Below are 26,931 nucleotides of genomic sequence, written 5' to 3'. Positions count from 1 at the left end.
GGGGTGTTCGCCTTGGGATTGCGTTGTGTCTCAGAGGTGTCCGCCGAGGGTTCTCTGGCGCCTATGAGATCGAGCGCCGCCCGCGCGGCGCATCGCGGCACAAGGCCGCTCCTACATCTGTTTCGTGCCAATTGTTCCTGGGAGTGAGGCGGCGCCTGCCTTGGTGCATGCCTCAAGTCGTGCGGAGCGGCAGTGGTGCCCACGCCGAAACCGCGTCGGACCAACAAGGCTGGCAACCATGGCCTGACAGGTTCGGTACGTTGCAACAAATAATGAAATGGCTACCCCCGCCCCATCCTGTGTCAGCCCTCTAAGCTTTCACAGGGTGCCTATCGGAGTGCAACGCCATGAACACTGTCGCCATCATCGCCATCGACCTGGGAAAGTTGAGCTTCCATGTACACGCTCAGGATGATCGGGGTCATGAGCTCTATCACCGCAGGTTCAACCGTGAGTCACTCATCCGCCACCTTGCCAATCTTGCGCCCTGTACGGTGGCGATGGAGGCCTGTGGTGGCTCTCATTTCATGGCGCGAGAGGTGACGAGACAGGGTCATACGCCCAAACTTATTCCCGCACAGTTCGTTCGCCCCTACGTGAAAAGCAACAAGAATGACTTTGCCGATGCTGCCGCTATCGGTGAGGCGGCAACCCGCGATCAGATGCGCTTCGTGCCTCCCAAAACCGAGGCCCAGCAGGCGCTGGCGATGCTCAATTCACTGCGCGACAGCTTCATCAGAGACCGTACTGCCACCATGAACCGCATCCACGCTTATTTGCTCGAGGTGGGGGTCAGTTTGGCACCCACCTTCAAGGCGGTCCGGGAGCTCCCCATTCTGCTGGACGACAGTACCTTCTCACCGTTGATCAAGAAGCTGTTGCTGGACCTACATGCCCACTTCCGCTATCTCGATGATCGGATCAAGGCTCTAGACAAGGAAGTGCATAGCCAGGCCGTTAGCGATGATCTTGCTTCCCGTTTGATGTCGATACCTTGTATTGGCCCGATCACCGCTACCGCCCTGGCTGCGGAATTGGGTGATGGTAAGCAGTTCCGCTGTGGGCGAAATTATTCAGCCTCCATAGGCCTGGTTCCCAGGCAGCACACGACAGGCGGCAAACCTTGCCTGGGGCGAATCAGCAAGCGGGGCGACGGCAATCAGCGACGACTGCTGATCCAGTGCGCGAGGGTCTATCTGATTGGGCTGGAGCGCAAAACCGGCAAGCTGGCGGACTGGGTACGTGGCTTGCTACGTGTTCACCACCCCAACCTGGTGGTGTGCGCTATCGCCAACAAACTGGCCCGAATCGCCTGGGCCATCACGGCACACCACAGCGAATTTGATGCAGGGTCAAGCGCCATGAACGCTTGACCCTGCAGACACACGAGTAACAACCCACCTGGTTTTGCGATGCTGCACACAGATGACGTGAACGGTATACCGGCCTGGCGATCAACCTGAGCTCCTACTCGGCTTCAGAAGCCGAACAAATATCTAGGCTCGTCGGGCGCGATTTTCATCGAGGCGCGGGACCAACCTCCCACACGACGCCGTATAGATTGACGCAAACCAAACTCACGCACATCTCAGTACAGTATTGCAGAAATGGGGGTAACCATAGATGTAGGAGCGGCCTTGTGCCGCGATGCGCCGCGCGGGCGGCGCTCGATCTGATAGGCGCTGCAAGGCTCTCGGCGAACACTTGGTGGCCCCGGCATGGTCTTTCCCCCCCGATATTTCACTTTAATGAAATTAACGGTTGACGCTCTCTCAGATCCCCTTATAATGCGCCCCACTTCCAGCGACATCGGAACAAAAAACTCCTTGAATATCAAAGAGTTGATTGTTGAAGAGGGTGGCGGAGGTGCTTCGGTCTCACGATCGGCAGCGGTGAAAAAGGCAGTTGACAGCAGGTTGTAACGCTGTATGATTCGCCTCCCGCTACGAGAGATCGCAGCGAGTCAAGTATTTGAAGTGAAACGAAAAACTTCAAAATAAACGCTTGACACGAAATGAGGAAAGCGTAGAATGCGCGCCTCGGTTGAGACGAAAGGCTCTTAACCAAACGCTCTTTAACAAATTGAATCAAGCAATTCGTGTGGGTGCTTGTGAGTATGGACTGATAGTCGCCAAGATTATCAGCATCACAAGTGGCCATGCGAGAAATCACATAGTCATTTGAGATTGCTGAGCCAAGTTTAGGGTTTCTTAAAAACCCAAGCAGTATTGAACTGAAGAGTTTGATCATGGCTCAGATTGAACGCTGGCGGCAGGCCTAACACATGCAAGTCGAGCGGATGACGGGAGCTTGCTCCTTGATTCAGCGGCGGACGGGTGAGTAATGCCTAGGAATCTGCCTGGTAGTGGGGGACAACGTTTCGAAAGGAACGCTAATACCGCATACGTCCTACGGGAGAAAGCAGGGGACCTTCGGGCCTTGCGCTATCAGATGAGCCTAGGTCGGATTAGCTAGTAGGTGAGGTAATGGCTCACCTAGGCGACGATCCGTAACTGGTCTGAGAGGATGATCAGTCACACTGGAACTGAGACACGGTCCAGACTCCTACGGGAGGCAGCAGTGGGGAATATTGGACAATGGGCGAAAGCCTGATCCAGCCATGCCGCGTGTGTGAAGAAGGTCTTCGGATTGTAAAGCACTTTAAGTTGGGAGGAAGGGTTGTACGTTAATACCGTGCAATTTTGACGTTACCGACAGAATAAGCACCGGCTAACTCTGTGCCAGCAGCCGCGGTAATACAGAGGGTGCAAGCGTTAATCGGAATTACTGGGCGTAAAGCGCGCGTAGGTGGTTTGTTAAGTTGGATGTGAAAGCCCCGGGCTCAACCTGGGAACTGCATCCAAAACTGGCGAGCTAGAGTACGGTAGAGGGTGGTGGAATTTCCTGTGTAGCGGTGAAATGCGTAGATATAGGAAGGAACACCAGTGGCGAAGGCGACCACCTGGACTGATACTGACACTGAGGTGCGAAAGCGTGGGGAGCAAACAGGATTAGATACCCTGGTAGTCCACGCCGTAAACGATGTCAACTAGCCGTTGGAATCCTTGAGATTTTAGTGGCGCAGCTAACGCATTAAGTTGACCGCCTGGGGAGTACGGCCGCAAGGTTAAAACTCAAATGAATTGACGGGGGCCCGCACAAGCGGTGGAGCATGTGGTTTAATTCGAAGCAACGCGAAGAACCTTACCAGGCCTTGACATGCAGAGAACTTTCCAGAGATGGATTGGTGCCTTCGGGAACTCTGACACAGGTGCTGCATGGCTGTCGTCAGCTCGTGTCGTGAGATGTTGGGTTAAGTCCCGTAACGAGCGCAACCCTTGTCCTTAGTTACCAGCACGTAATGGTGGGCACTCTAAGGAGACTGCCGGTGACAAACCGGAGGAAGGTGGGGATGACGTCAAGTCATCATGGCCCTTACGGCCTGGGCTACACACGTGCTACAATGGTCGGTACAGAGGGTTGCCAAGCCGCGAGGTGGAGCTAATCTCACAAAACCGATCGTAGTCCGGATCGCAGTCTGCAACTCGACTGCGTGAAGTCGGAATCGCTAGTAATCGCAAATCAGAATGTTGCGGTGAATACGTTCCCGGGCCTTGTACACACCGCCCGTCACACCATGGGAGTGGGTTGCACCAGAAGTAGCTAGTCTAACCTTCGGGAGGACGGTTACCACGGTGTGATTCATGACTGGGGTGAAGTCGTAACAAGGTAGCCGTAGGGGAACCTGCGGCTGGATCACCTCCTTAATCGAAGACATCAGCCTGCTGATGAGCTCCCACACGAATTGCTTGATTCATTGTGTAAAGACGATGCTGTAACGCGACCCTGTTATAGGTCTGTAGCTCAGTTGGTTAGAGCGCACCCCTGATAAGGGTGAGGTCGGCAGTTCAAATCTGCCCAGACCTACCAATTACTTGGTGCGGCCTAGAATACGGGGCCATAGCTCAGCTGGGAGAGCGCCTGCCTTGCACGCAGGAGGTCAGCGGTTCGATCCCGCTTGGCTCCACCACTCTTTCAGGTTTCGCAGCACTGCTCAGAACTTAGAAATGAACATTCGGTGATGAATGTTGATTTCTGACTTTTGTCAGATCGTTCTTTAAAAATTCGGATATGTGATAGAAATAGACTGAACACCAGTTTCACTGCTGGTGGATCAGGCTAAGGTAAAATTTGTGAGTTCTGCTCAGCAATGAGCGAAATGCGAATTTTCGGCGAATGTCGTCTTCACAGTATAACCAGATTGCTTGGGGTTATATGGTCAAGTGAAGAAGCGCATACGGTGGATGCCTTGGCAGTCAGAGGCGATGAAAGACGTGGTAGCCTGCGATAAGCTTTGGGGAGTCGGCAAACAGACTGTGATCCAGAGATCTCTGAATGGGGGAACCCAGCCAGCATAAGCTGGTTATCTTGTACTGAATACATAGGTGCAAGAGGCGAACCAGGGGAACTGAAACATCTAAGTACCCTGAGGAAAAGAAATCAACCGAGATTCCCTTAGTAGTGGCGAGCGAACGGGGACCAGCCCTTAAGCTGGTTTGAGATTAGTGGAACGCTCTGGAAAGTGCGGCCATAGTGGGTGATAGCCCCGTACACGAAAATCTCTTGCCAGTGAAATCGAGTAGGACGGAGCACGAGAAACTTTGTCTGAACATGGGGGGACCATCCTCCAAGGCTAAATACTACTGACTGACCGATAGTGAACCAGTACCGTGAGGGAAAGGCGAAAAGAACCCCGGAGAGGGGAGTGAAATAGAACCTGAAACCGTATGCGTACAAGCAGTGGGAGCCTACTTTGTTGGGTGACTGCGTACCTTTTGTATAATGGGTCAGCGACTTATATTCAGTGGCGAGCTTAACCGAATAGGGGAGGCGTAGCGAAAGCGAGTCTTAATAGGGCGCTTTAGTCGCTGGGTATAGACCCGAAACCGGGCGATCTATCCATGGGCAGGTTGAAGGTTAGGTAACACTGACTGGAGGACCGAACCGACTACCGTTGAAAAGTTAGCGGATGACCTGTGGATCGGAGTGAAAGGCTAATCAAGCTCGGAGATAGCTGGTTCTCCTCGAAAGCTATTTAGGTAGCGCCTCATGTATCACTGTAGGGGGTAGAGCACTGTTTCGGCTAGGGGGTCATCCCGACTTACCAAACCGATGCAAACTCCGAATACCTACAAGTGCCGAGCATGGGAGACACACGGCGGGTGCTAACGTCCGTCGTGAAAAGGGAAACAACCCAGACCGTCAGCTAAGGTCCCAAAGTCATGGTTAAGTGGGAAACGATGTGGGAAGGCTTAGACAGCTAGGAGGTTGGCTTAGAAGCAGCCACCCTTTAAAGAAAGCGTAATAGCTCACTAGTCGAGTCGGCCTGCGCGGAAGATGTAACGGGGCTCAAACCATGCACCGAAGCTACGGGTATCATCTTATGATGATGCGGTAGAGGAGCGTTCTGTAAGCCTGTGAAGGTGAGTTGAGAAGCTTGCTGGAGGTATCAGAAGTGCGAATGCTGACATGAGTAACGACAATGCGAGTGAAAAACTCGCACGCCGAAAGACCAAGGTTTCCTGCGCAACGTTAATCGACGCAGGGTTAGTCGGTCCCTAAGGCGAGGCTGAAAAGCGTAGTCGATGGAAAACAGGTTAATATTCCTGTACTTCCAGTTATTGCGATGGAGGGACGGAGAAGGCTAGGCCAGCTTGGCGTTGGTTGTCCAAGTTTAAGGTGGTAGGCTGAGATCTTAGGCAAATCCGGGATCTCAAGGCCGAGAGCTGATGACGAGTGCTCTTTAGAGCGCGAAGTGGTTGATGCCATGCTTCCAAGAAAAGCTCCTAAGCTTCAGATAACTGGGAACCGTACCCCAAACCGACACAGGTGGTTAGGTAGAGAATACCAAGGCGCTTGAGAGAACTCGGGTGAAGGAACTAGGCAAAATGGCACCGTAACTTCGGGAGAAGGTGCGCCGGTGAGGGTGAAGCACTTGCTGCGTAAGCCCACGCCGGTCGAAGATACCAGGCCGCTGCGACTGTTTATTAAAAACACAGCACTCTGCAAACACGAAAGTGGACGTATAGGGTGTGACGCCTGCCCGGTGCCGGAAGGTTAATTGATGGGGTTAGCGCAAGCGAAGCTCTTGATCGAAGCCCCGGTAAACGGCGGCCGTAACTATAACGGTCCTAAGGTAGCGAAATTCCTTGTCGGGTAAGTTCCGACCTGCACGAATGGCGTAACGATGGCGGCGCTGTCTCCACCCGAGACTCAGTGAAATTGAAATCGCTGTGAAGATGCAGTGTATCCGCGGCTAGACGGAAAGACCCCGTGAACCTTTACTATAGCTTTGCACTGGACTTTGAGCTTGCTTGTGTAGGATAGGTGGGAGGCTTTGAAGTGGGGACGCCAGTTCTCATGGAGCCATCCTTGAAATACCACCCTGGCAACCTTGAGGTTCTAACTCAGGTCCGTTATCCGGATCGAGGACAGTGTATGGTGGGTAGTTTGACTGGGGCGGTCTCCTCCCAAAGAGTAACGGAGGAGTACGAAGGTGCGCTCAGACCGGTCGGAAATCGGTCGTAGAGTATAAAGGCAAAAGCGCGCTTGACTGCGAGACACACACGTCGAGCAGGTACGAAAGTAGGTCTTAGTGATCCGGTGGTTCTGTATGGAAGGGCCATCGCTCAACGGATAAAAGGTACTCCGGGGATAACAGGCTGATACCGCCCAAGAGTTCATATCGACGGCGGTGTTTGGCACCTCGATGTCGGCTCATCACATCCTGGGGCTGAAGCCGGTCCCAAGGGTATGGCTGTTCGCCATTTAAAGTGGTACGCGAGCTGGGTTTAGAACGTCGTGAGACAGTTCGGTCCCTATCTGCCGTGGACGTTTGAGATTTGAGAGGGGCTGCTCCTAGTACGAGAGGACCGGAGTGGACGAACCTCTGGTGTTCCGGTTGTCACGCCAGTGGCATTGCCGGGTAGCTATGTTCGGAAGAGATAACCGCTGAAAGCATCTAAGCGGGAAACTTGCCTCAAGATGAGATCTCACTGGAGCCTTGAGCTCCCTGAAGGGCCGTCGAAGACTACGACGTTGATAGGTTGGGTGTGTAAGCGCTGTGAGGCGTTGAGCTAACCAATACTAATTGCCCGTGAGGCTTGACCATATAACACCCAAGCAATTTGCGCCGAGGCCAAATTGTGGTGGTGAAGACGAAAGAACCGAAAGTTCGCGACAAACCACAAATATCGCATATCCGAATTGGCTGGAGTATCCATCTGGATGTTCTGGCAACAGAATTTCTTGACGACCATAGAGCATTGGAACCACCTGATCCCATCCCGAACTCAGCAGTGAAACGATGCATCGCCGATGGTAGTGTGGGGTTTCCCCATGTGAGAGTAGGTCATCGTCAAGATTCATTTCGCAAAACCCCTATCTGCGCGAGCAGGTAGGGGTTTTGTCTTTTCTGCGTTGCAAAATAAACACAGTCTCCCCCTGTAGGAGCGGCCTCGCGCCGCGAAAGGGCCGCAACGCGGCCCCAGGATTTGTGCATCAAGCTGATATCGCCGGGTCTGCTACGCAGCCCTTTCGCGGCACAAGGCCGCTCCTACACAGGCATCGCGCCGGCGGCAAGCCCGGCGGTAGCCCTTTTCCTATGCAAGCCCTCGGGGCGTGGCTATCATGCCAGCCTTATTCCAAGTCGAGACTGGCATGCTGAAGTTGTTGAATCTCCTCAAGGATGGCCGGTTCCATTCCGGTGAAGCCCTGGGGGCCGCCCTCGGGGTAAGCCGCAGCGCCGTCTGGAAGCAGCTGCAGCACCTTGAGAGCGAACTGAACCTGACCATTCACAAGGTCCGTGGCCGTGGCTATCAGCTGGCAGCGCCGCTGAACCTGCTTGAATCGCAGGCGATCGCCGGGTTCTCGGAAGCTGAGGCGTGGCCGACCTTCATTCACGACACCATCGACTCCACCAATGCCGAGGGTCTGAGGCTCGCCGCGCAGGGGCAAGTCGCGCCGTTCCTGGTGCTGGCCGAGCGCCAGAGCGCCGGGCGCGGACGTCGTGGCCGCCAATGGGTCAGTCCGTTCGCCGAAAACCTCTATTACAGCCTGGTACTGCGCATCGATGGTGGCATGCGCCAGCTCGAGGGCTTGAGCCTGGTGGTTGGCCTGGCGGTCATGCGCACGCTGAAGGCGTTCGGCCTGAAGGATGTCGGGCTGAAATGGCCTAATGATGTATTAGCCAGCGGGCGCAAGATCACCGGCATCCTCCTGGAGCTGGTCGGCGATCCGGCGGATGTCTGTCATGTGGTGCTGGGCATCGGTATCAATGTGAACATGCAGGGCGGGGATCAGATCGACCAACCCTGGACCTCCATGCGCGGCGAGACCGGACAACTGGTGGACCGTAACCGCTTGGTGGCGGAGCTCAGCCAGCAGCTGCAGCACGAGCTGGCTCGTCATCGCCGCTATGGTTTCGCCGCGTTCCAGGAAGAATGGGAGCAGGCGCACCTGTGGCAGGGGCGCAAAGTCTCGCTGGTCGCCGGCACCACTCGCGTCGATGGGGTGGCGTTGGGTGTGGATGGACAAGGCGGCTTGCGTCTCGAGGTGGAAGGTGTGGAAAAGAGCTTCAGCGGTGGCGAGCTCAGTCTGAGGTTGCGTGATGATTCTTGAGCTCGATTGCGGAAACAGCTTCATCAAGTGGCGCGTCATCCATGCGGCCGACGCCACCATCAATGGTGGTGGTATCGTCGACTCCGACCAGGCGCTGGTTGCGGCCGTCGCGGCGCTTTCATCCCTGCGCCTGATCGGCTGTCGCATGGTCAGTGTGCGCAGTGAAGAAGAAACTTCGGCGCTGTGCGCGTTGATCCTGTCTTCGTTCGGGGTCGCAGTACGCGTGGCCCAGCCGGTGAAAGAAATGGCCGGCGTTCGCAATGGCTATGAGGACTACCAGCGCCTGGGTATGGATCGCTGGCTCGGCGCGCTGGGCGCCTATCACCTGGCGGGTCGCGCCTGCCTGGTCATCGACTTCGGTACCGCGGCCAAGGCCGACTATGTCGCGGCCGACGGTGAGCACCTCGGTGGGTATATCTGTCCGGGCATGCCGCTGATGCGTAGTCAGCTGCGCACCCACACCCGGCGAATCCGCTATGACGATGCCTCGGCCGAGCGTGCCCTGGGCAGCCTGGCACCGGGGCGCTCCACGGTCGAAGCGGTCGAGCGTGGTTGCGTGCTCATGCTCCAGGGGTTTGCCCGTACCCAGATCGAGCAGGCCAGGGGGCTTTGGGGTGAGGACTTCACGGTCTTCCTGACCGGGGGCGATGCGCCGCTGGTGCAGGACGCCGCACCGCAGGCGCGCATCGTGCCGGATCTGGTCTTTGTCGGCCTGGCCATGGCCTGCCCAATTGAGTCGAGGTGACTATGCGCTGGTTATTTCTGCTGTTGGTGGTGCTCAACGTCGTCTATTACGTATGGCATCAGCAGGAGGCTCCACTTAAGGTCAAGGAAGTCGCCCCGTTATCGTTGTACAAAGGTTCCCAGCAGGAAATACGCCTGCTGCGCGAGACCGGGGCCGCGGCACCGGCCAGGCGGCGCGACGAATGCCTGGTGGTGGGCGGGCTGGCCGCACGCGAGCAGCTCGATGCCCTGCGTCAGCGCCTGCTCAGCCTGGATATCGCCGCCCTGCCGGTGGTTGGGCAGTTGCCGGGAGCCGAGGGTTTCTGGCTCAAGGTAGCCCCTGAAAGCGAGCGTTTGTTGGACCCTGCGGTGCTCTCGACTCTTTCCAAGGATTTCAAATACTTAAAACACAAAATTATTTTGTGCGAGGGTATTGCAACTGCTGAATAGCTTGATAGAATGGCGCCCGCTTCACAGGGAACACCACCGAGGTGGTAGAGCTGGAAGCGGTGTCAAAGCAGCTAAGTTTCAGATTTGATTGAAAAAATTTGAAAAAACGCTTGACACTAGGGCGGCAGACAAATAGAATGCCGGCCACATCTGGAGGGATTCCCGAGCGGTCAAAGGGGACGGACTGTAAATCCGTTGCGAGAGCTTCGAAGGTTCGAATCCTTCTCCCTCCACCAGTTTTAGCGAGAGCTGCAAGCTCCGCGGGTATAGTTTAGTGGTAGAACCTCAGCCTTCCAAGCTGATGATGCGGGTTCGATTCCCGCTACCCGCTCCAAGTTTGCTGTTGTTGCACAAAGTGTTTCGCTCTTGTAGCTCAGTTGGTAGAGCACACCCTTGGTAAGGGTGAGGTCAGCGGTTCAAATCCGCTCAAGAGCTCCATATAAACAAGGCAGATATGAAAATATCTGCCTTTGTTTTATAGGCTGTATGACTATTTCTTCTGCGGAGGACTGTATCGATGGCTAAGGAAAAGTTTGATCGTTCGCTACCTCACGTTAACGTCGGCACTATCGGCCACGTTGACCACGGTAAGACCACTCTGACTGCAGCGCTTACTCGCGTTTGCTCCGAGGTTTTCGGTTCGGCAATCGTTGAGTTCGACAAGATCGACTCGGCTCCGGAAGAAAAAGCGCGCGGTATTACCATCAACACCGCTCACGTCGAGTACAACTCGACCATTCGTCACTACGCTCACGTTGACTGCCCAGGTCACGCTGACTACGTGAAGAACATGATCACCGGTGCTGCCCAGATGGACGGCGCGATCCTGGTTTGCTCGGCCGCCGATGGTCCGATGCCACAAACCCGTGAGCACATCCTGCTGTCCCGTCAGGTTGGCGTTCCGTACATCGTGGTCTTCCTGAACAAGGCTGACCTGGTAGACGACGCCGAGCTGCTGGAACTGGTCGAGATGGAAGTTCGCGACCTGCTGTCCACCTACGACTTCCCAGGCGACGACACTCCGATCATCATCGGTTCCGCTCGTATGGCCCTGGAAGGCAAAGACGACAACGAAATGGGCACTACCGCTGTCAAGAAGCTGGTAGAGACTCTGGACAGCTACATTCCTGAGCCAGTTCGTGCCATCGACCAGCCGTTCCTGATGCCGATCGAAGACGTATTCTCGATCTCGGGTCGTGGTACCGTTGTTACCGGTCGTATCGAGCGTGGTATCGTCCGCGTTCAGGATCCGCTGGAAATCGTTGGTCTGCGTGACACCACCACCACCACCTGCACCGGTGTTGAGATGTTCCGCAAGCTGCTGGACGAAGGTCGTGCTGGCGAGAACTGCGGCGTTCTGCTGCGTGGTACCAAGCGTGACGACGTTGAGCGTGGCCAGGTTCTGGTCAAGCCAGGTTCGGTCAAGCCGCACACCAAGTTCACCGCAGAAGTCTACGTCCTGTCGAAGGAAGAAGGCGGCCGTCACACTCCGTTCTTCAAAGGCTACCGTCCTCAGTTCTACTTCCGTACCACTGACGTGACCGGTAACTGCGAACTGCCGGAAGGCGTTGAGATGGTAATGCCAGGTGACAACATCCAGATGACTGTCACCCTGATCAAGACCATCGCGATGGAAGACGGTCTGCGCTTCGCCATCCGTGAAGGCGGTCGTACCGTCGGCGCCGGCGTCGTAGCGAAAATTATTGAATAAGTAGTTGATTTACTTGATCGGGCCGGTATAATGGCCGGCCTGATACAGCGTTATAGGTCAGTAGCTCAATTGGCAGAGCGACGGTCTCCAAAACCGTAGGTTGGGGGTTCGATTCCCTCCTGACCTGCCATTCACCTCGGTGTGATGGCTTTCTTCTCACAGGATCCTCCTCGATGACTCCCAAAACTGAAGCCCAAGAATCGCGTTTTGATCTGTTCAAGTGGCTCGCTGTTGTCGCATTGGTAGTCGTTGGTGTCGTGGGTAATCAGTATTACTCCGCTTCTCCGATCCTGTATCGCGTACTTGTCCTGCTTGCCCTGGCTGCTGTCGCTGGCTTCGTTGCCCTGCAGACCGCCAAAGGCAAGTCGTTCTTTGCGCTGGCGAAGGAAGCTCGTACCGAGATCCGTAAAGTCGTGTGGCCGACCCGCCAAGAAACCACTCAGACCACGCTGATTGTCGTGGCTGTAGTTCTGGTCATGGCGTTGCTGTTGTGGGGTCTTGATTCCCTGCTCGGCTGGTTGGTCTCCTTGATCGTTGGCTAAGGGTGTCTCGTGGCTAAGCGTTGGTATGTTGTGCATGCTTACTCGGGTTACGAGAAGCATGTAATGCGCTCCCTGATCGAGCGCGTCAAGCTGGCTGGCATGGAAGACGAATTCGGCGAGATCCTGGTCCCGACCGAAGAAGTCGTCGAAATGCGCAATGGCCAGAAGCGCAAGAGCGAGCGTAAGTTTTTCCCTGGCTATGTATTGGTCCAGATGGAAATGAACGAAGGGACTTGGCACCTTGTCAAGGATACCCCTCGAGTCATGGGTTTCATTGGTGGTACCGCAGACAAGCCTGCGCCGATCACCGATAAAGAAGCTGAGGCCATCCTGCGTCGCGTTGCCGACGGCAGTGACAAGCCGAAGCCGAAGACGCTGTTCGAGCCGGGTGAAGTGGTTCGCGTCATTGACGGTCCATTTGCCGACTTCAATGGCAGTGTCGAAGAAGTTAACTACGAGAAGAGCCGCCTGCAGGTTGCAGTGCTCATTTTCGGTCGCTCCACCCCGGTGGAGCTCGAGTTCAGCCAGGTCGAAAAGGTCTAGCGGAACGCAGCATCCCATACCCCGCAGCCCTATGTGCTGCGGGGTTTTGTCGTCACTGGGATAAAACGCAAGTCATACGGGGAGCCATCAGGCGTTCGTACCCGAATTTGGAGTAGCTCATGGCTAAGAAGATTCAGGCTTACATCAAGCTGCAAGTAAAGGCCGGCCAGGCCAACCCAAGCCCACCCGTTGGTCCAGCACTGGGTCAACACGGTGTGAACATCATGGAATTCTGCAAGGCCTTCAACGCCCGTACCCAGGGTCAAGAGCCAGGTCTGCCGACTCCAGTGATCATCACTGTCTACAGTGACCGTAGCTTCACCTTCGAGACCAAGAGCACCCCTGCCTCGGTTCTGCTGAAGAAAGCTGCTGGCCTGACCAGCGGTTCGGCTCGTCCGAACACCGTCAAGGTCGGTACCGTTACCCGTGCTCAGCTGGAAGAGATCGCCAAGGCCAAGCAGGCCGATCTGACCGCCGCTGACATGGACGCTGCTGTACGCACCATCGCCGGCTCCGCCCGCAGCATGGGCCTGAACGTGGAGGGTGTGTAATGGCTAAGCTGACCAAGCGCCAAAAGGCTATCGCCGAAAAAATCGAAGCAGGCAAGGCCTACAACTTCGAAGAGGCCGCAACCCTGCTGGCTTCGCTGCCGGCCGCCAAGTTCGTCGAGTCGTACGACATCGCCGTTAACCTCGGTGTAGACCCGCGTAAATCCGACCAGGTCGTTCGTAGCGCTACTGTGCTGCCACACGGCACTGGCAAGACCGTACGTGTTGCCGTCTTCACCCAGGGTCCAGCTGCTGAAGCCGCTCTGGCTGCCGGCGCTGATCGCGTAGGTATGGACGACCTGGCTGCCGAAATGAAAGGCGGCGACCTGAACTATGACGTCGTCATCGCATCGCCTGATGCCATGCGCGTTGTGGGTCAGCTGGGTCAGGTTCTGGGTCCTCGCGGCCTGATGCCTAACCCGAAAGTTGGTACCGTGACCCCAGACGTAGCCACTGCCGTGAAGAACGCCAAGGCTGGTCAGGTTCGCTACCGTACCGACAAGAACGGTATCATCCATACCTCCGTTGGCAAGATCGGCTTCGAAGCCGGCAAGCTGAAGGAAAACGTTGAAGCCCTGATCGCTGATCTGAAGCGTATCAAGCCGGCTTCCTCGAAAGGTATCTACGTCAAGCGCGTTACCCTGAGCACCACCATGGGCCCAGGTCTGATCATCGATCAGAGCTCGCTGGACGTGTAATGCTCGGTCGGTGCGACCTGGTCGCACCGACTATTAAATTGGGGTCCCTGCCTGGCGGGGGCTATCCAAGACCGTAGGCGGCGCAAGCCTTAAACCTAAAGCCTACGCAGATGGTGCTCCCGATTCGTTCGCGAATCAGACACCAAAACGACATCCGGCTCCGGCCAGATGAAACGGTAGAAACCAGGAGTAAACCCGTGGCAATTAAACTCGAAGACAAGAAGGCCATCGTCGCTGAAGTCAACGAGGCTGCCAAAGTCGCTCTGTCCGCTGTCGTGGCTGATGCCCGTGGTGTGACTGTAAGCGCAATGACCGGACTCCGTAAAGAGGCCCGCGAGGCTGGCGTTTACGTGCGTGTCGTACGTAATACCCTGCTCAAGCGCGCTGTTGAAGGCACCGAATTCTCGATCCTCAACGACGCGTTCAAAGGCCCGACCCTGATTGCTTTCTCCAACGAACACCCGGGCGCTGCTGCTCGTCTGTTCAAAGAGTTCGCCAAGGGTCAGGACAAGTTCGAGATCAAGGCAGCTGCGTTTGACGGCAATTTCATTGCCGCCAACCAGATCGATGTACTGGCTACCTTGCCGACCCGTGACGAAGCTATCGCACGTCTGATGAGCGTTATTCAAGGCGCCACCAGCAAGCTGGCTCGTACTCTGGCGGCCGTTCGCGACCAGAAAGAAGCTGCTGCTGCCTAAGGCCGCGTAACCTCTTTCAAAATCATATGTTTAATTTGATGGCTGCGTAGGCTGTCACCCCAATACAGGATTTAAGTCATGTCCCTGACTAACGAGCAAATCATCGAAGCAATCGGCCAGAAAACCGTTCTGGAAGTTGTTGAGCTGATCAAAGCCATGGAAGAAACCTTCGGCGTTACCGCTGCTGTTGCCGCTGCTGGCCCAGCTGCTGCTGCTGCCGTTGTTGAAGAGCAGACCGAGTTCAACGTTGTTCTGGTTGAAGCCGGCGACAAGAAAGTGAACGTGATCAAGGCCGTTCGCGAGCTGACCGGTCTGGGCCTGAAAGAAGCCAAAGAGAAAGTCGATGGCGCTCCTCAGGTTGTAGCTGAAGGCGTTTCGAAAGAAGCCGCTGAAGACGCTAAGAAGAAGCTGGAAGAAGCAGGCGCCAAAGTCGAGCTGAAGTAATTTCGACTTTGCGACTCCAGTCCGAGCGTTAAGCGAAGGGCTGATGGCTGGTGGCTTATGCCACCGGCCTTTTTCCGTTATTGGCGGCCGATCAGGTCGGCCCCGATAGCGAAGTGGCAACCACCATATCGGTGGCGCAAACCATGGGGTTTGCACGATTTTCTGGCTGCTCCCGCCGGGAGATGCCAAACAAGCAGGTGACCAAGCTGGGGAATGCTGATGGCTTACTCATACACTGAGAAAAAACGTATCCGCAAGGACTTTAGCAAGTTGCCGGACGTCATGGATGTGCCTTACCTCCTGGCCATCCAGCTGGATTCGTATCGCGAATTCCTGCAGGCGGGAGCATCCAAGGATCAGTTCCGCGACGTCGGCCTGCATGCGGCCTTCAAATCGGTATTCCCGATCATCAGCTACTCCGGCAATGCTGCCCTGGAGTACGTCGGCTATCGCCTGGGCGAGCCGGCGTTCGATGTGAAGGAATGTGTCCTGCGTGGTGTGACCTTCGCGGTCCCGCTGCGGGTGAAGGTGCGCCTGATCATCTTCGACAAGGAATCGTCGAACAAAGCGATCAAGGACATCAAAGAGCAAGAAGTCTACATGGGTGAAATCCCCCTGATGACTGAGAACGGTACCTTCGTAATCAACGGTACCGAGCGTGTGATCGTGTCTCAGCTGCACCGCTCGCCGGGTGTGTTCTTCGACCACGACCGTGGCAAGACCCACAGCTCGGGCAAGCTGCTTTACTCCGCGCGCATCATCCCTTACCGCGGTTCCTGGCTGGACTTCGAGTTCGACCCGAAGGACTGCGTGTTTGTGCGTATCGACCGTCGCCGCAAACTGCCGGCCTCGGTACTGCTGCGCGCGCTGGGCTACAGCACCGAAGAAGTACTCAACACCTTCTACACCACCAACGTGTTCCACCTGTCCGGCGAGAAACTGAGCCTGGAGCTGGTGCCTCAGCGTCTGCGTGGTGAAGTTGCGGTCATGGACATCCATGACGGCAGCGGCAAGGTCATCGTCGAGCAAGGCCGCCGTATCACTGCGCGCCACATCAACCAGCTGGAAAAGGCTGGCGTGAAAGAGCTGGACGTGCCGCTGGAGTACGTACTGGGTCGCACCACCGCCAAGGCGATCGTGCATCCTGCCACCGGCGAGATCATCGCCGAGTGCAACACCGAGCTGACCACCGACCTGCTGGTGAAGATCGCCAAGGCCCAGGTTGTCCGCATCGAGACCCTGTACACCAACGACATCGACTGCGGTCCGTTCATCTCGGACACCCTGAAGATCGACACCACCAGCAACCAACTGGAAGCGCTGGTCGAGATCTACCGCATGATGCGTCCAGGCGAGCCGCCAACCAAGGACGCCGCCGAGACCCTGTTCAACAACCTGTTCTTCAGCGCCGAGCGTTACGACCTGTCGGCTGTTGGTCGCATGAAGTTCAACCGTCGTATCGGTCGCACCGAGATCGAAGGTTCGGGCGTACTGAGCAAGGAAGACATCGTCGAGGTCCTCAAGACCCTGGTCGACATCCGTAACGGCAAGGGCATCGTCGACGACATCGACCACCTCGGCAACCGTCGCGTCCGTTGTGTCGGCGAGATGGCTGAGAACCAGTTCCGCGTTGGCCTGGTGCGCGTCGAGCGCGCGGTCAAAGAGCGTCTGTCGATGGCTGAAAGCGAAGGCCTGATGCCGCAGGACCTGATCAACGCCAAGCCGGTTGCGGCGGCGGTGAAAGAGTTCTTCGGTTCCAGCCAGCTCTCGCAGTTCATGGACCAGAACAACCCGCTCTCCGAGATCACCCACAAGCGCCGTGTCTCCGCACTCGGCCCTGGTGGTCTGACCCGTGAGCGCGCCGGCTTCGAAGTCCGTGACGTACACCCGACCCACTACGGCCGTGTGTGCCCGATCGAGACCCCTGAAGGTCCGAACATCGGTCTGATCAACTCCCTGGCGGCCTATGCCCGCACCAACCAGTACGGCTTCCTGGAAAGCCCGTACCGCGTGGTGAAAGAGGGTGTGGTCAGCGACGACATCGTGTTCCTGTCGGCGATCGAAGAAGCCGATCACGTCATCGCCCAGGCTTCGGCCGCGATGAACGAGAAGAAGCAGCTGATCGACGAGCTGGTAGCCGTTCGTCACCTGAACGAATTCACCGTCAAGGCGCCGGAAGACGTCACCCTGATGGACGTTTCGCCGAAGCAGGTAGTTTCGGTCGCAGCGTCGCTGATTCCGTTCCTCGAGCACGACGACGCCAACCGTGCGTTGATGGGTTCGAACATGCAGCGTCAGGCTGTACCGACCCTGCGTGCCGACAAGCCGCTGGTAGGTACCGGCATGGAGCGCAACGTCGCCCGTGACTCCGGTGTCTGCGTGGTTGCTCGCCGCGGTGGTGTGATCGACTCGGTCGACGCCAGCCGTATCGTTGTTCGCGTGAACGATGATGAAGTCGAGACCGGTGAAGCAGGTGTGGATATCTACAACCTGACCAAGTACACCCGCTCCAACCAGAACACCTGCATCAACCAGCGTCCGCTGGTCAGCAAAGGTGACAAGGTTCAGCGTAGCGACATCATGGCCGATGGTCCGTCCACCGACATGGGTGAGCTGGCACTGGGTCAGAACATGCGCATCGCGTTCATGGCGTGGAACGGCTTCAACTTCGAAGACTCCATCTGCCTGTCCGAGCGTGTGGTCCAGGAAGACCGCTTCACCACGATCCACATCCAGGAACTGACCTGTGTGGCCCGTGACACCAAGCTTGGCCCAGAGGAAATCACCGCGGACATCCCGAACGTGGGTGAGGCTGCGCTGAACAAGCTGGACGAAGCCGGTATCGTCTACGTGGGTGCCGAAGTCGGCGCTGGCGACATCCTGGTCGGCAAGGTCACTCCGAAAGGCGAGACCCAGCTGACGCCGGAAGAAAAACTGCTGCGTGCGATCTTCGGCGAGAAGGCCAGCGACGTCAAAGACACCTCCCTGCGCGTGCCGACCGGCACCAAGGGTACCGTCATCGACGTCCAGGTCTTCACCCGTGACGGTGTCGAGCGCGACAGCCGCGCCCTGGCCATCGAGAAGATGCAGCTGGACGAGATCCGCAAGGACCTCAACGAAGAGTTCCGCATCGTCGAAGGCGCGACCTTCGAGCGTCTGCGTTCTGCCCTGAACGGCCAGGTGGTCGACGGTGGCGCGGGCCTGAAGAAAGGCACCGTGATCACCGACGACGTGCTGAACGGTCTGGAGCACGGCCAGTGGTTCAAACTGCGCATGGCCGAAGATGCACTGAACGAGCAGCTGGAAAAGGCTCAGCAGTACATCGTCGATCGCCGTCGCCTGCTGGACGACAAGTTCGAAGACAAGAAGCGCAAGCTGCAGCAAGGCGATGACCTGGCTCCGGGCGTACTGAAGATCGTCAAGGTCTACCTGGCAATCCGTCGTCGCATCCAGCCGGGCGACAAGATGGCCGGCCGTCACGGTAACAAAGGTGTGGTCTCGGTGATCATGCCGGTCGAAGACATGCCGCATGATGCCAACGGTACTCCGGTCGACGTCGTTCTGAACCCGTTGGGCGTACCTTCGCGTATGAACGTCGGTCAGATCCTCGAAACCCACCTGGGCCTCGCGGCCAAGGGTCTGGGCGAGAAGATCGACCGCATGATCGAAGAGCAGCGTAAAGCCGCTGAACTGCGCACCTTCCTCACCGAGATCTACAACGAGATCGGTGGTCGTCAGGAGAACCTGGAAGAGTTCACCGACGAAGAGATCCTCGCCCTGGCGAACAACCTGAAGAAAGGCGTGCCGATGGCCACCCCAGTCTTCGACGGTGCCAAGGAGCGTGAGATCAAGGCCATGCTGAAACTGGCAGACCTGCCAGAAAGCGGCCAGATGGTGCTGTTCGATGGCCGTACCGGCAACAAGTTCGAGCGTCCTGTGACCGTGGGTTACATGTACATGCTCAAGCTGAACCACTTGGTGGACGACAAGATGCACGCGCGTTCCACTGGTTCCTACAGCCTGGTTACCCAGCAGCCGCTGGGTGGTAAGGCGCAGTTCGGTGGTCAGCGTTTCGGGGAGATGGAAGTGTGGGCGCTGGAAGCATACGGCGCGGCATACACCCTGCAAGAAATGCTCACAGTGAAGTCGGACGACGTGAACGGCCGTACCAAGATGTACAAGAACATCGTGGATGGCGATCACCGTATGGAGCCGGGCATGCCCGAGTCCTTCAACGTGTTGATCAAAGAGATCCGTTCGCTCGGTATCGACATCGATCTGGAAACCGAATAACACGTGACGCGAAGGGGGGTGGGGCAGGCAATGCCCGCTCCCTGCTCCGCCAGGAGGAAAGGCCTTGAAAGACCTACTGAATTTGCTGAAAAACCAGGGTCAAGTCGAAGAGTTCGACGCCATCCGCATCGGTCTGGCGTCGCCTGAGATGATCCGTTCGTGGTCGTTCGGTGAAGTTAAGAAGCCGGAAACCATCAACTACCGTACGTTCAAGCCTGAGCGTGACGGCCTGTTCTGCGCCAAGATCTTTGGCCCAGTCAAGGACTACGAGTGCCTGTGCGGTAAGTACAAGCGCCTGAAACACCGTGGTGTGATCTGCGAGAAGTGCGGCGTCGAAGTCGCCCTGGCCAAGGTTCGTCGTGAGCGCATGGCGCACATCGAACTGGCTTCGCCAGTTGCCCACATCTGGTTCCTGAAGTCGCTGCCGTCCCGTATCGGCCTGCTGATGGACATGACCCTGCGTGACATCGAGCGCGTGCTCTACTTCGAGAGCTACGTCGTAATCGACCCGGGCATGACCACCCTCGAGAAGGGTCAGCTGCTCAACGACGAGCAGTACTTCGAAGCGCTGGAAGAGTTCGGTGACGACTTCGACGCCCGTATGGGTGCCGAGGCTGTCCGCGAGCTGCTGCACGCTATCGACCTGGAGCACGAGATCGGCCGCCTGCGCGAAGAGATTCCGCAGACCAACTCGGAAACCAAGATCAAGAAGCTGTCCAAGCGCCTGAAGCTGATGGAAGCTTTCCAGGGCTCGGGCAACCTGCCTGAGTGGATGGTCCTGACCGTCCTGCCAGTACTGCCGCCGGACCTGCGTCCGCTGGTGCCGCTGGATGGCGGCCGCTTCGCGACCTCCGACCTGAACGACCTGTATCGTCGGGTGATCAACCGTAACAACCGTCTGAAGCGCCTGCTCGATCTGTCGGCGCCGGACATCATCGTGCGCAACGAAAAGCGCATGCTGCAGGAAGCGGTCGACGCCCTGCTCGACAACGGCCGTCGCGGTCGCGCCATCACTGGCTCGAACAAGCGTCCGCTGAAGTCCCTGGCCGACATGATCAAAGGTAAGCAAGGTCGCTTCCGTCAGAACTTGCTCGGCAAGCGCGTGGACTACTCCGGCCGTTCGGTAATTACCGTAGGTCCGACCCTGCGTCTGCACCAGTGCGGTCTGCCGAAGAAAATGGCCCTCGAGCTGTTCAAGCCGTTCATTTTCGGCAAGCTGGAAATGCGTGGTCTGGCGACCACCATCAAGGCCGCCAAGAAAATGGTCGAGCGCGAGCTGCCAGAGGTGTGGGACGTTCTCGCCGAAGTGATTCGCGAACACCCCGTACTGCTCAACCGTGCACCGACCCTTCACCGTCTGGGTATCCAGGCGTTCGAGCCTGTGCTCATCGAAGGTAAGGCGATTCAGCTGCACCCGCTGGTCTGCGCCGCGTACAACGCCGACTTCGACGGTGACCAGATGGCCGTTCACGTGCCGCTGACCCTGGAAGCCCAGCTCGAAGCGCGCGCGCTGATGATGTCGACCAACAACATCCTGTCGCCAGCCAACGGTGAGCCAATCATCGTTCCGTCGCAGGACGTTGTACTGGGTCTGTACTACATGACCCGCGAAGCCATCAACGCCAAGGGCGAAGGTCGCGTGTTCGCCGACCTGCAGGAAGTCGACCGCGTATTCCGCGCCGGCGAAGCCGCCCTGCACGCGAAAATCAAGGTCCGTATCAACGAGACCGTGAAAGATCGTGATGGCAGCATCACCAAGAACACCCGTATCGTCGACACCACTGTCGGCCGTGCGCTGCTGTTCCAGGTTGTGCCTGCCGGCCTGCCGTTCGACGTGGTCAACCAGTCGATGAAGAAGAAGGCTATCTCCAAGCTGATCAACCAGTGCTACCGCGTGGTTGGTCTGAAAGAGACCGTGATCTTCGCCGACCAGCTGATGTACACCGGTTTTGCCTACTCGACCATTTCCGGCGTTTCGATCGGTGTCAACGACTTCGTTATCCCGGATGAAAAAGCCCGCATCATCGGTACCGCCACCGACGAAGTGAAGGAAATCGAGAGCCAGTACGCCTCCGGCCTGGTCACCCAGGGCGAGAAGTACAACAAGGTCATCGACTTGTGGTCCAAGGCGAACGACGAAGTGTCCAAGGCGATGATGGCCAACCTCTCGAAAGAGAAGGTCATCGACCGCGAGGGCAAGGAAGTCGAGCAAGAGTCCTTCAACTCGATGTACATGATGGCCGACTCCGGTGCGCGTGGTTCGGCTGCGCAGATCCGTCAGCTGGCCGGTATGCGTGGCCTGATGGCCAAGCCGGACGGCTCGATCATCGAGACGCCGATCACTGCGAACTTCCGTGAAGGTCTGAGCGTACTCCAGTACTTCATCTCGACCCACGGTGCTCGTAAGGGTCTGGCGGATACCGCACTGAAGACCGCTAACTCCGGTTACCTGACTCGCCGTCTGGTAGACGTTGCCCAGGATCTGGTAGTTACCGAGATCGACTGCGGCACCGACCAGGGCCTGCTGATGACTCCGCACATCGAAGGCGGCGACGTTGTCGAGCCGCTGGGTGAGCGCGTACTGGGTCGTGTCATCGCCCGTGACGTGTTCAAGCCGGGCACCGAGGACGTCATCGTTCCTGCCGGTACCCTGGTGGATGAGCAGTGGGTCGAGTTCATCGAGCTGAACAGCATCGACGAAGTGATCGTGCGTTCGCCGATCAACTGCGAAACCCGCTACGGCATCTGCGCCAAGTGCTACGGTCGTGACCTGGCTCGCGGTCACCAGGTGAACATCGGTGAAGCTGTCGGCGTTATCGCTGCGCAGTCGATCGGTGAGCCGGGTACCCAGCTGACCATGCGTACGTTCCACATCGGTGGTGCTGCAAGCCGTACCTCGGCTGCCGACAGCGTCCAGGTGAAGAATGGCGGCATGGTGCGTCTGCACAACCTCAAGCAGGTCGTGCGTGCCGATGGCAACCTGGTTGCCGTATCGCGTTCGGGTGAGTTGGCCATTGCCGACGAATTCGGCCGTGAGCGCGAGCGCTACAAGCTGCCTTACGGTGCGGTGATTTCGGTCAAGGAAGGTGAGAAGGTCGAAGCTGGCGCCATTGTCGCCAAGTGGGACCCGCACACCCACCCGATCGTTACCGAGCTGAAAGGTACCGTGACCTTCGTGGGCATGGAAGAAAACATCACCATCAAGCGCCAGACCGACGAACTGACCGGCCTGACCAACATCGAGGTCCTGGACGTCAAGGATCGCCCTGCCGCAGGCAAGGAAATCCGTCCGGCAATCAAGATGGTCGACGCCAATGGCAAGGACCTGTACCTGCCAGGTACCGACGTACCTGCCCAGTACTTCCTGCCGGCCAACGCCCTCGTCGGTGTGGCTGACGGTGCCCAGATCGGTGTCGGTGACGTTATCGCGCGTATCCCGCAAGAAACGTCGAAGACCCGTGACATCACCGGTGGTCTGCCGCGCGTTGCCGACCTGTTCGAAGCGCGCCGTCCGAAGGAAGCTTCGATCCTGGCTGAAGTCAGCGGCACCATCGCGTTCGGTAAAGAGACCAAGGGCAAGCGTCGTCTGGTCATCACTCCGACCGACGGTAGTGATCCGTACGAAGAGCTGATTCCGAAGTGGCGCCACCTGAACGTCTTCGAAGGCGAACAGGTCAACCGCGGCGAAGTCATCTCCGACGGTCCGAGCGATCCGCACGACATCCTGCGTCTGCTGGGTGTGAGCGCGCTGGCGAAGTACATCGTCAACGAGATCCAGGACGTTTACCGTCTGCAAGGCGTGAAGATCAACGACAAGCACATCGAGACCATCCTGCGTCAGATGCTGCGCAAGGTCGAGATCTCCGAGTCGGGCGATTCCAGCTTCATCAAGGGCGATCAGATGGAACTGACTCACGTACTGGTCGAGAACGAGCGTCTCGCCGGCGAGGACAAGTTCATCTCGAAGTTCACCCGCGTGCTGCTGGGTATCACCAAGGCCTCGCTGTCCACCGAATCGTTCATCTCGGCGGCTTCCTTCCAGGAAACCACCCGCGTACTGACCGAAGCGGCGGTAACCGGCAAGCGCGATTACCTGCGCGGCCTGAAAGAGAACGTGGTCGTGGGTCGTCTGATCCCGGCCGGTACTGGTCTGGCCTACCACAGCGAGCGCAAGCGTCGCCGTGATGCCGACAAGCCGCTGCGCGTAAGTGCCAGTGAGGTGGAAGCCGCACTGACCGAAGCGCTGAATTCCAGCGGTAACTAAGTACAGGGCAGGGCCCCGGCTGGCCTCGAACGATCATCGGTGACATGAATTGTTGCCGATGATCGGGCGAGGAGGGCCGGGGCCTCGTCTTGACTGGGTGCAAGATCCTCCGTAGACTTTTGTACCCTTAAATTTGGTGAGGCTCCGTCTCGCCAATTTTTGGCTTTCTTGCAAGACAATAGAGTCGCAAGACAATCAGTGGAGCTAGTAGATGGCAACTATCAACCAGCTGGTACGTCAGCCGCGTAAGCGTTCGGTCGAGAAGTCCGACGTTCCTGCGCTGCAGAACTGCCCGCAGCGTCGTGGCGTGTGCACCCGTGTGTACACCACCACGCCGAAAAAACCTAACTCGGCACTGCGTAAAGTATGCCGTGTGCGTCTGACCAACGGTTTCGAGGTTTCCTCGTACATCGGCGGTGAAGGCCACAACCTGCAAGAACACAGCGTCGTCCTGATCCGTGGCGGCCGTGTAAAAGACTTGCCAGGTGTTCGTTACCACACCGTTCGCGGCTCTCTGGATACTTCGGGCGTCAAAGGCCGTAACCAGGGTCGTTCGAAGTACGGTACCAAGCGTCCGAAGTAATCGGCCGTTTGCAGACATCCATTTTTTTGAGTCGATAAGAGTAAGGTCGGGCAGGGGTCGAAGACCCACGTCCCGGGCTAACCTGAAGACCGTTTGAGGGCTTATCATGCCAAGACGTCGTGTAGCAGCAAAACGTGAGATCCTTGACGATCCGAAGTACGGATCCCAGATCCTCGCCAAGTTCATGAACCACGTGATGGAAAGCGGCAAGAAGGCCGTAGCCGAGCGCATCGTTTACGGTGCCCTGGATACCGTCAAAGCACGCAAGAACAGCGACCCCCTGGAAATCTTCGAGAAAGCTCTCGACGCCATCGCTCCGCTGGTCGAAGTAAAGTCCCGCCGTGTCGGCGGTGCCACTTACCAGGTCCCGGTTGAAGTTCGTCCATCCCGTCGTAACGCTCTGGCAATGCGCTGGCTCGTAGACTACGCCCGCAAGCGCGGCGAGAAGTCGATGGCTCTGCGCCTGGCTGGCGAGCTGCTGGATGCTGCTGAAGGCAAAGGTGCTGCAGTCAAGAAGCGTGAAGACGTTCACCGTATGGCTGAAGCCAACAAAGCGTTCTCGCACTACCGCTTCTAATTCAAGCATCAATCATTTTGCGAGGGCTTTATGGCTCGTACTACAGCAATTAACCGCTACCGTAACATTGGTATCTGTGCCCACGTTGACGCGGGCAAGACCACCACTACCGAGCGGATCCTGTTCTACACAGGTCTGAGCCACAAGATGGGCGAGGTGCATGACGGCGCCGCGACCACCGACTGGATGGTGCAGGAGCAGGAGCGCGGTATCACCATTACCTCCGCTGCCGTTACCACCTTCTGGAAAGGTTCCCGTGGTCAGTACGACAACTACCGCGTAAACGTCATCGATACCCCCGGCCACGTTGACTTCACTATTGAAGTAGAGCGTTCGCTGCGTGTACTCGACGGCGCGGTCGTTGTGTTCTGCGGTACCTCCGGCGTTGAGCCGCAGTCCGAAACCGTATGGCGTCAGGCCAACAAGTACGGCGTTCCACGTGTTGTCTACGTGAACAAGATGGACCGTGCCGGTGCAAACTTCCTGCGCGTCGTAGGTCAGATCAAGAACCGCCTGGGTCACACCCCGGTTCCTGTTCAGCTGGCCATCGGTTCGGAAGATAACTTCCAGGGTCAGGTCGACCTGATCAAGATGAAGGCTATCTACTGGAACGACGACGACAAAGGCACCACCTACCGCGAGGAAGAGATTCCTGCGGACATGCTCGAGCTGGCCGAAGAATGGCGCGCGAACATGGTGGAAGCTGCTGCCGAAGCCACCGAAGAGCTGATGAACAAGTACCTTGAAGAAGGTGAGCTGACCGTCGAAGAGATCAAGGCAGGCCTGCGCGCGCGCACCCTGGCCAGCGAGATCGTTCCGGCTGTCTGCGGTTCGTCGTTCAAGAACAAGGGCGTTCCCCTGGTTCTCGACGCCGTCATCGACTTCCTGCCCGCTCCGACCGAAATCCCGGCGATCAAGGGTATCCACCCTGACCTGATCGACGTGCCGAAGGATGAAGTCAAGCCGGAGCAGTTCGACGAGCGTCACGCTAGCGACGACGAGCCGTTCTCGGCTCTGGCGTTCAAGATCGCTACCGACCCGTTCGTGGGTACTCTGACCTTCGTCCGCGTTTACTCGGGCTTCCTGACCTCCGGTGACTCCGTCATCAACTCGGTCAAGGGCAAGAAAGAGCGCGTTGGTCGTATGGTTCAGATGCACGCCAACCAGCGTGAAGAGATCAAGGAAGTACGTGCAGGCGATATCGCTGCTCTGATCGGCATGAAGGACGTCACCACCGGTGACACCCTGTGCAACGCCGACAAGCCGATCATCCTCGAGCGTATGGATTTCCCGGAGCCTGTGATTTCGCTCTCCGTAGAGCCGAAAACCAAGCAAGACCAGGAGAAGATGGGCATCGCACTGGGCAAGCTGGCCCAGGAAGACCCGTCGTTCCGCGTCAAGACCGACGAAGAAACCGGCCAGACCATCATCTCCGGTATGGGTGAGCTGCACCTGGACATCCTCGTTGACCGCATGAAGCGCGAGTTCAACGTCGAAGCCAACATCGGCAAGCCGCAGGTTTCGTACCGCGAGAAGATCACCAAGTCCAACGTCGAGATCGAAGGCAAGTTCGTTCGTCAGTCGGGTGGTCGTGGTCAGTTCGGTCACTGCTGGATCCGTTTCTCGGAGCCAGATCAGGACGAGAAGGGCAACATCACCGAAGGTCTGGTGTTCGCCAACGAAGTCGTCGGTGGTGTGATTCCGAAGGAATACATCCCAGCGATCCAGAAGGGTATCGAAGAGCAGATGAAGAACGGCGTTGTTGCCGGCTATCCTCTGATCGGCCTGAAGGCCGCGGTATTCGACGGTTCGTACCACGACGTCGACTCCAACGAAATGGCGTTCAAGATCGCTGCTTCGATGGCAACCAAGCAACTGGCCCAGAAGGGCGGTGGCGTGGTTCTCGAGCCGATCATGAAAGTCGAAGTTGTAACCCCGGAAGACTACCTGGGTGACGTGATGGGTGACCTGAACCGTCGTCGTGGTCTGGTACAAGGTATGGATGAGTCGGTCTCCGGCCGCGTCGTCCGCGCTGAAGTTCCGCTCGGAGAGATGTTCGGTTACGCAACCGACGTTCGTTCCATGTCTCAGGGTCGCGCAAGCTACTCCATGGAATTCTCCAAATACGCCGAAGCTCCGTCGAACATCGTCGAAGCACTCGTTAAAAAACAAGGCTAA

16 protein-coding genes, 6 tRNA genes and 3 rRNA genes are annotated in these 26,931 nt (G+C 57.3%); all 25 read left to right on the top strand.

Annotation, left to right across the window (positions count from 1 at the left end; translation table 11 throughout):
- Positions 1-347: 347 nt before the first annotated feature.
- The 25 genes from PRtIB026_RS00780 (at position 348) to fusA (ending at position 26,931) form a co-directional block, all read left to right on the top strand.
- Positions 348-1,373 carry an IS110 family transposase gene (locus PRtIB026_RS00780; RefSeq protein ID WP_203646634.1) on the top strand — a complete coding sequence of 342 codons (1,026 nt, stop codon included), beginning with the start codon at positions 348-350 and terminating at the stop codon, positions 1,371-1,373.
- Between the two features lie 857 nt (positions 1,374-2,230).
- A 16S ribosomal RNA gene (locus PRtIB026_RS00775) occupies positions 2,231-3,767 on the top strand.
- Between the two features lie 86 nt (positions 3,768-3,853).
- Positions 3,854-3,930 (top strand) — tRNA-Ile (locus PRtIB026_RS00770).
- Positions 3,931-3,954: 24 nt separating this feature from the next.
- A tRNA-Ala gene (locus tag PRtIB026_RS00765) sits at positions 3,955-4,030 on the top strand.
- Positions 4,031-4,277: 247 nt separating this feature from the next.
- Positions 4,278-7,171 (top strand): 23S ribosomal RNA (locus PRtIB026_RS00760).
- A gap of 136 nt (positions 7,172-7,307) precedes the next feature.
- Positions 7,308-7,423, top strand: a 5S ribosomal RNA gene (gene rrf / locus PRtIB026_RS00755).
- The 16S, 23S and 5S rRNA genes sit together here with 2 tRNA genes alongside, the layout of an rRNA operon.
- 296 nt (positions 7,424-7,719) lie before the next feature.
- Positions 7,720-8,679 (top strand): bifunctional biotin--[acetyl-CoA-carboxylase] ligase/biotin operon repressor BirA, encoded by a 960-nt coding sequence (gene birA / locus PRtIB026_RS00750; RefSeq protein WP_267813363.1) that lies wholly within the window; start codon positions 7,720-7,722, stop codon positions 8,677-8,679.
- On the top strand, positions 8,669-9,424 hold the full coding sequence (locus PRtIB026_RS00745) for a pantothenate kinase (protein ID WP_203649987.1): 756 nt from the start codon (positions 8,669-8,671) through the stop codon (positions 9,422-9,424). Before birA ends, PRtIB026_RS00745 begins: the two co-directional genes overlap by 11 nt.
- A 2-nt stretch (positions 9,425-9,426) precedes the next feature.
- Entirely contained in the window at positions 9,427-9,852 is a 426-nt protein-coding gene (locus tag PRtIB026_RS00740) for a hypothetical protein (protein WP_203652579.1), read from the top strand.
- Positions 9,853-10,004: 152 nt separating this feature from the next.
- Positions 10,005-10,088: transfer RNA gene (locus PRtIB026_RS00735), tRNA-Tyr, on the top strand.
- A 24-nt stretch (positions 10,089-10,112) separates the two neighbouring features.
- Positions 10,113-10,186 (top strand) — tRNA-Gly (locus tag PRtIB026_RS00730).
- A 28-nt stretch (positions 10,187-10,214) separates the two neighbouring features.
- A tRNA-Thr gene (locus PRtIB026_RS00725) sits at positions 10,215-10,290 on the top strand.
- Between the two features lie 79 nt (positions 10,291-10,369).
- Positions 10,370-11,563, top strand: a complete 1,194-nt coding sequence (gene tuf, locus PRtIB026_RS00720) for an elongation factor Tu (RefSeq protein ID WP_003255489.1) — start codon at positions 10,370-10,372, stop codon at positions 11,561-11,563.
- Positions 11,564-11,617: 54 nt separating this feature from the next.
- Positions 11,618-11,693 (top strand) — tRNA-Trp (locus tag PRtIB026_RS00715).
- A 43-nt stretch (positions 11,694-11,736) separates the two neighbouring features.
- Positions 11,737-12,105, top strand: a complete 369-nt coding sequence (gene secE / locus PRtIB026_RS00710) for a preprotein translocase subunit SecE (RefSeq protein WP_011531879.1) — start codon at positions 11,737-11,739, stop codon at positions 12,103-12,105.
- A gap of 9 nt (positions 12,106-12,114) precedes the next feature.
- A complete protein-coding gene (gene nusG, locus PRtIB026_RS00705; RefSeq protein ID WP_011531880.1) occupies positions 12,115-12,648 on the top strand; it encodes a transcription termination/antitermination protein NusG in 534 nt (177 codons plus the stop codon).
- Between the two features lie 119 nt (positions 12,649-12,767).
- Positions 12,768-13,199 (top strand): 50S ribosomal protein L11, encoded by a 432-nt coding sequence (gene rplK, locus PRtIB026_RS00700; RefSeq protein WP_028692261.1) that lies wholly within the window; start codon positions 12,768-12,770, stop codon positions 13,197-13,199.
- Complete coding sequence (gene rplA / locus PRtIB026_RS00695; protein ID WP_023628747.1) at positions 13,199-13,894, top strand: 50S ribosomal protein L1; 696 nt, start codon at positions 13,199-13,201, stop codon at positions 13,892-13,894. Before rplK ends, rplA begins: the two co-directional genes overlap by 1 nt.
- Before the next feature lie 197 nt (positions 13,895-14,091).
- Complete coding sequence (gene rplJ, locus PRtIB026_RS00690) at positions 14,092-14,592, top strand: 50S ribosomal protein L10 (RefSeq protein WP_008089133.1); 501 nt, start codon at positions 14,092-14,094, stop codon at positions 14,590-14,592.
- Positions 14,593-14,670: 78 nt separating this feature from the next.
- Complete coding sequence (gene rplL, locus PRtIB026_RS00685) at positions 14,671-15,036, top strand: 50S ribosomal protein L7/L12 (protein ID WP_003255496.1); 366 nt, start codon at positions 14,671-14,673, stop codon at positions 15,034-15,036.
- A 219-nt stretch (positions 15,037-15,255) separates the two neighbouring features.
- Complete coding sequence (gene rpoB, locus PRtIB026_RS00680; protein ID WP_203649991.1) at positions 15,256-19,329, top strand: DNA-directed RNA polymerase subunit beta; 4,074 nt, start codon at positions 15,256-15,258, stop codon at positions 19,327-19,329.
- Between the two features lie 64 nt (positions 19,330-19,393).
- Positions 19,394-23,593: a DNA-directed RNA polymerase subunit beta' gene (gene rpoC, locus PRtIB026_RS00675; protein ID WP_203649994.1), complete on the top strand. Its 4,200-nt coding sequence runs from the start codon at positions 19,394-19,396 to the stop codon at positions 23,591-23,593.
- A 211-nt stretch (positions 23,594-23,804) separates the two neighbouring features.
- Entirely contained in the window at positions 23,805-24,176 is a 372-nt protein-coding gene (gene rpsL / locus PRtIB026_RS00670) for a 30S ribosomal protein S12 (protein ID WP_003255492.1), read from the top strand.
- A 106-nt stretch (positions 24,177-24,282) separates the two neighbouring features.
- Entirely contained in the window at positions 24,283-24,753 is a 471-nt protein-coding gene (gene rpsG / locus PRtIB026_RS00665) for a 30S ribosomal protein S7 (RefSeq protein ID WP_003246741.1), read from the top strand.
- 30 nt (positions 24,754-24,783) lie between these two features.
- Entirely contained in the window at positions 24,784-26,931 is a 2,148-nt protein-coding gene (gene fusA / locus PRtIB026_RS00660; RefSeq protein ID WP_203649996.1) for an elongation factor G, read from the top strand.

Source organism: Pseudomonas sp. RtIB026, assembly GCF_016861355.2.
Lineage (GTDB): Bacteria > Pseudomonadota > Gammaproteobacteria > Pseudomonadales > Pseudomonadaceae > Aquipseudomonas > Aquipseudomonas peradeniyensis.
The sequence above is the reverse complement of the archived record's forward strand: the minus strand, read 5'-3'. Positions and strand labels throughout refer to the sequence as shown.

Bases quoted from the DNA above. Each gene is read 5' to 3' on its own strand.
- rpsG (WP_003246741.1), top strand. From the start codon at position 24,283: ATGCCAAGACGTCGTGTAGCAGCAAAACGTGAGATCCTTGACGATCCG.
- PRtIB026_RS00740 (WP_203652579.1), top strand. From the start codon at position 9,427: ATGCGCTGGTTATTTCTGCTGTTGGTGGTGCTCAACGTCGTCTATTAC.
- rpoB (WP_203649991.1), top strand. From the start codon at position 15,256: ATGGCTTACTCATACACTGAGAAAAAACGTATCCGCAAGGACTTTAGC.
- rplA (WP_023628747.1), top strand. From the start codon at position 13,199: ATGGCTAAGCTGACCAAGCGCCAAAAGGCTATCGCCGAAAAAATCGAA.
- rplK (WP_028692261.1), top strand. From the start codon at position 12,768: ATGGCTAAGAAGATTCAGGCTTACATCAAGCTGCAAGTAAAGGCCGGC.
- fusA (WP_203649996.1), top strand. From the start codon at position 24,784: ATGGCTCGTACTACAGCAATTAACCGCTACCGTAACATTGGTATCTGT.
- secE (WP_011531879.1), top strand. From the start codon at position 11,737: ATGACTCCCAAAACTGAAGCCCAAGAATCGCGTTTTGATCTGTTCAAG.
- PRtIB026_RS00745 (WP_203649987.1), top strand. From the start codon at position 8,669: ATGATTCTTGAGCTCGATTGCGGAAACAGCTTCATCAAGTGGCGCGTC.
- rpsL (WP_003255492.1), top strand. From the start codon at position 23,805: ATGGCAACTATCAACCAGCTGGTACGTCAGCCGCGTAAGCGTTCGGTC.
- PRtIB026_RS00780 (WP_203646634.1), top strand. From the start codon at position 348: ATGAACACTGTCGCCATCATCGCCATCGACCTGGGAAAGTTGAGCTTC.
- birA (WP_267813363.1), top strand. From the start codon at position 7,720: ATGCTGAAGTTGTTGAATCTCCTCAAGGATGGCCGGTTCCATTCCGGT.
- rplL (WP_003255496.1), top strand. From the start codon at position 14,671: ATGTCCCTGACTAACGAGCAAATCATCGAAGCAATCGGCCAGAAAACC.
- tuf (WP_003255489.1), top strand. From the start codon at position 10,370: ATGGCTAAGGAAAAGTTTGATCGTTCGCTACCTCACGTTAACGTCGGC.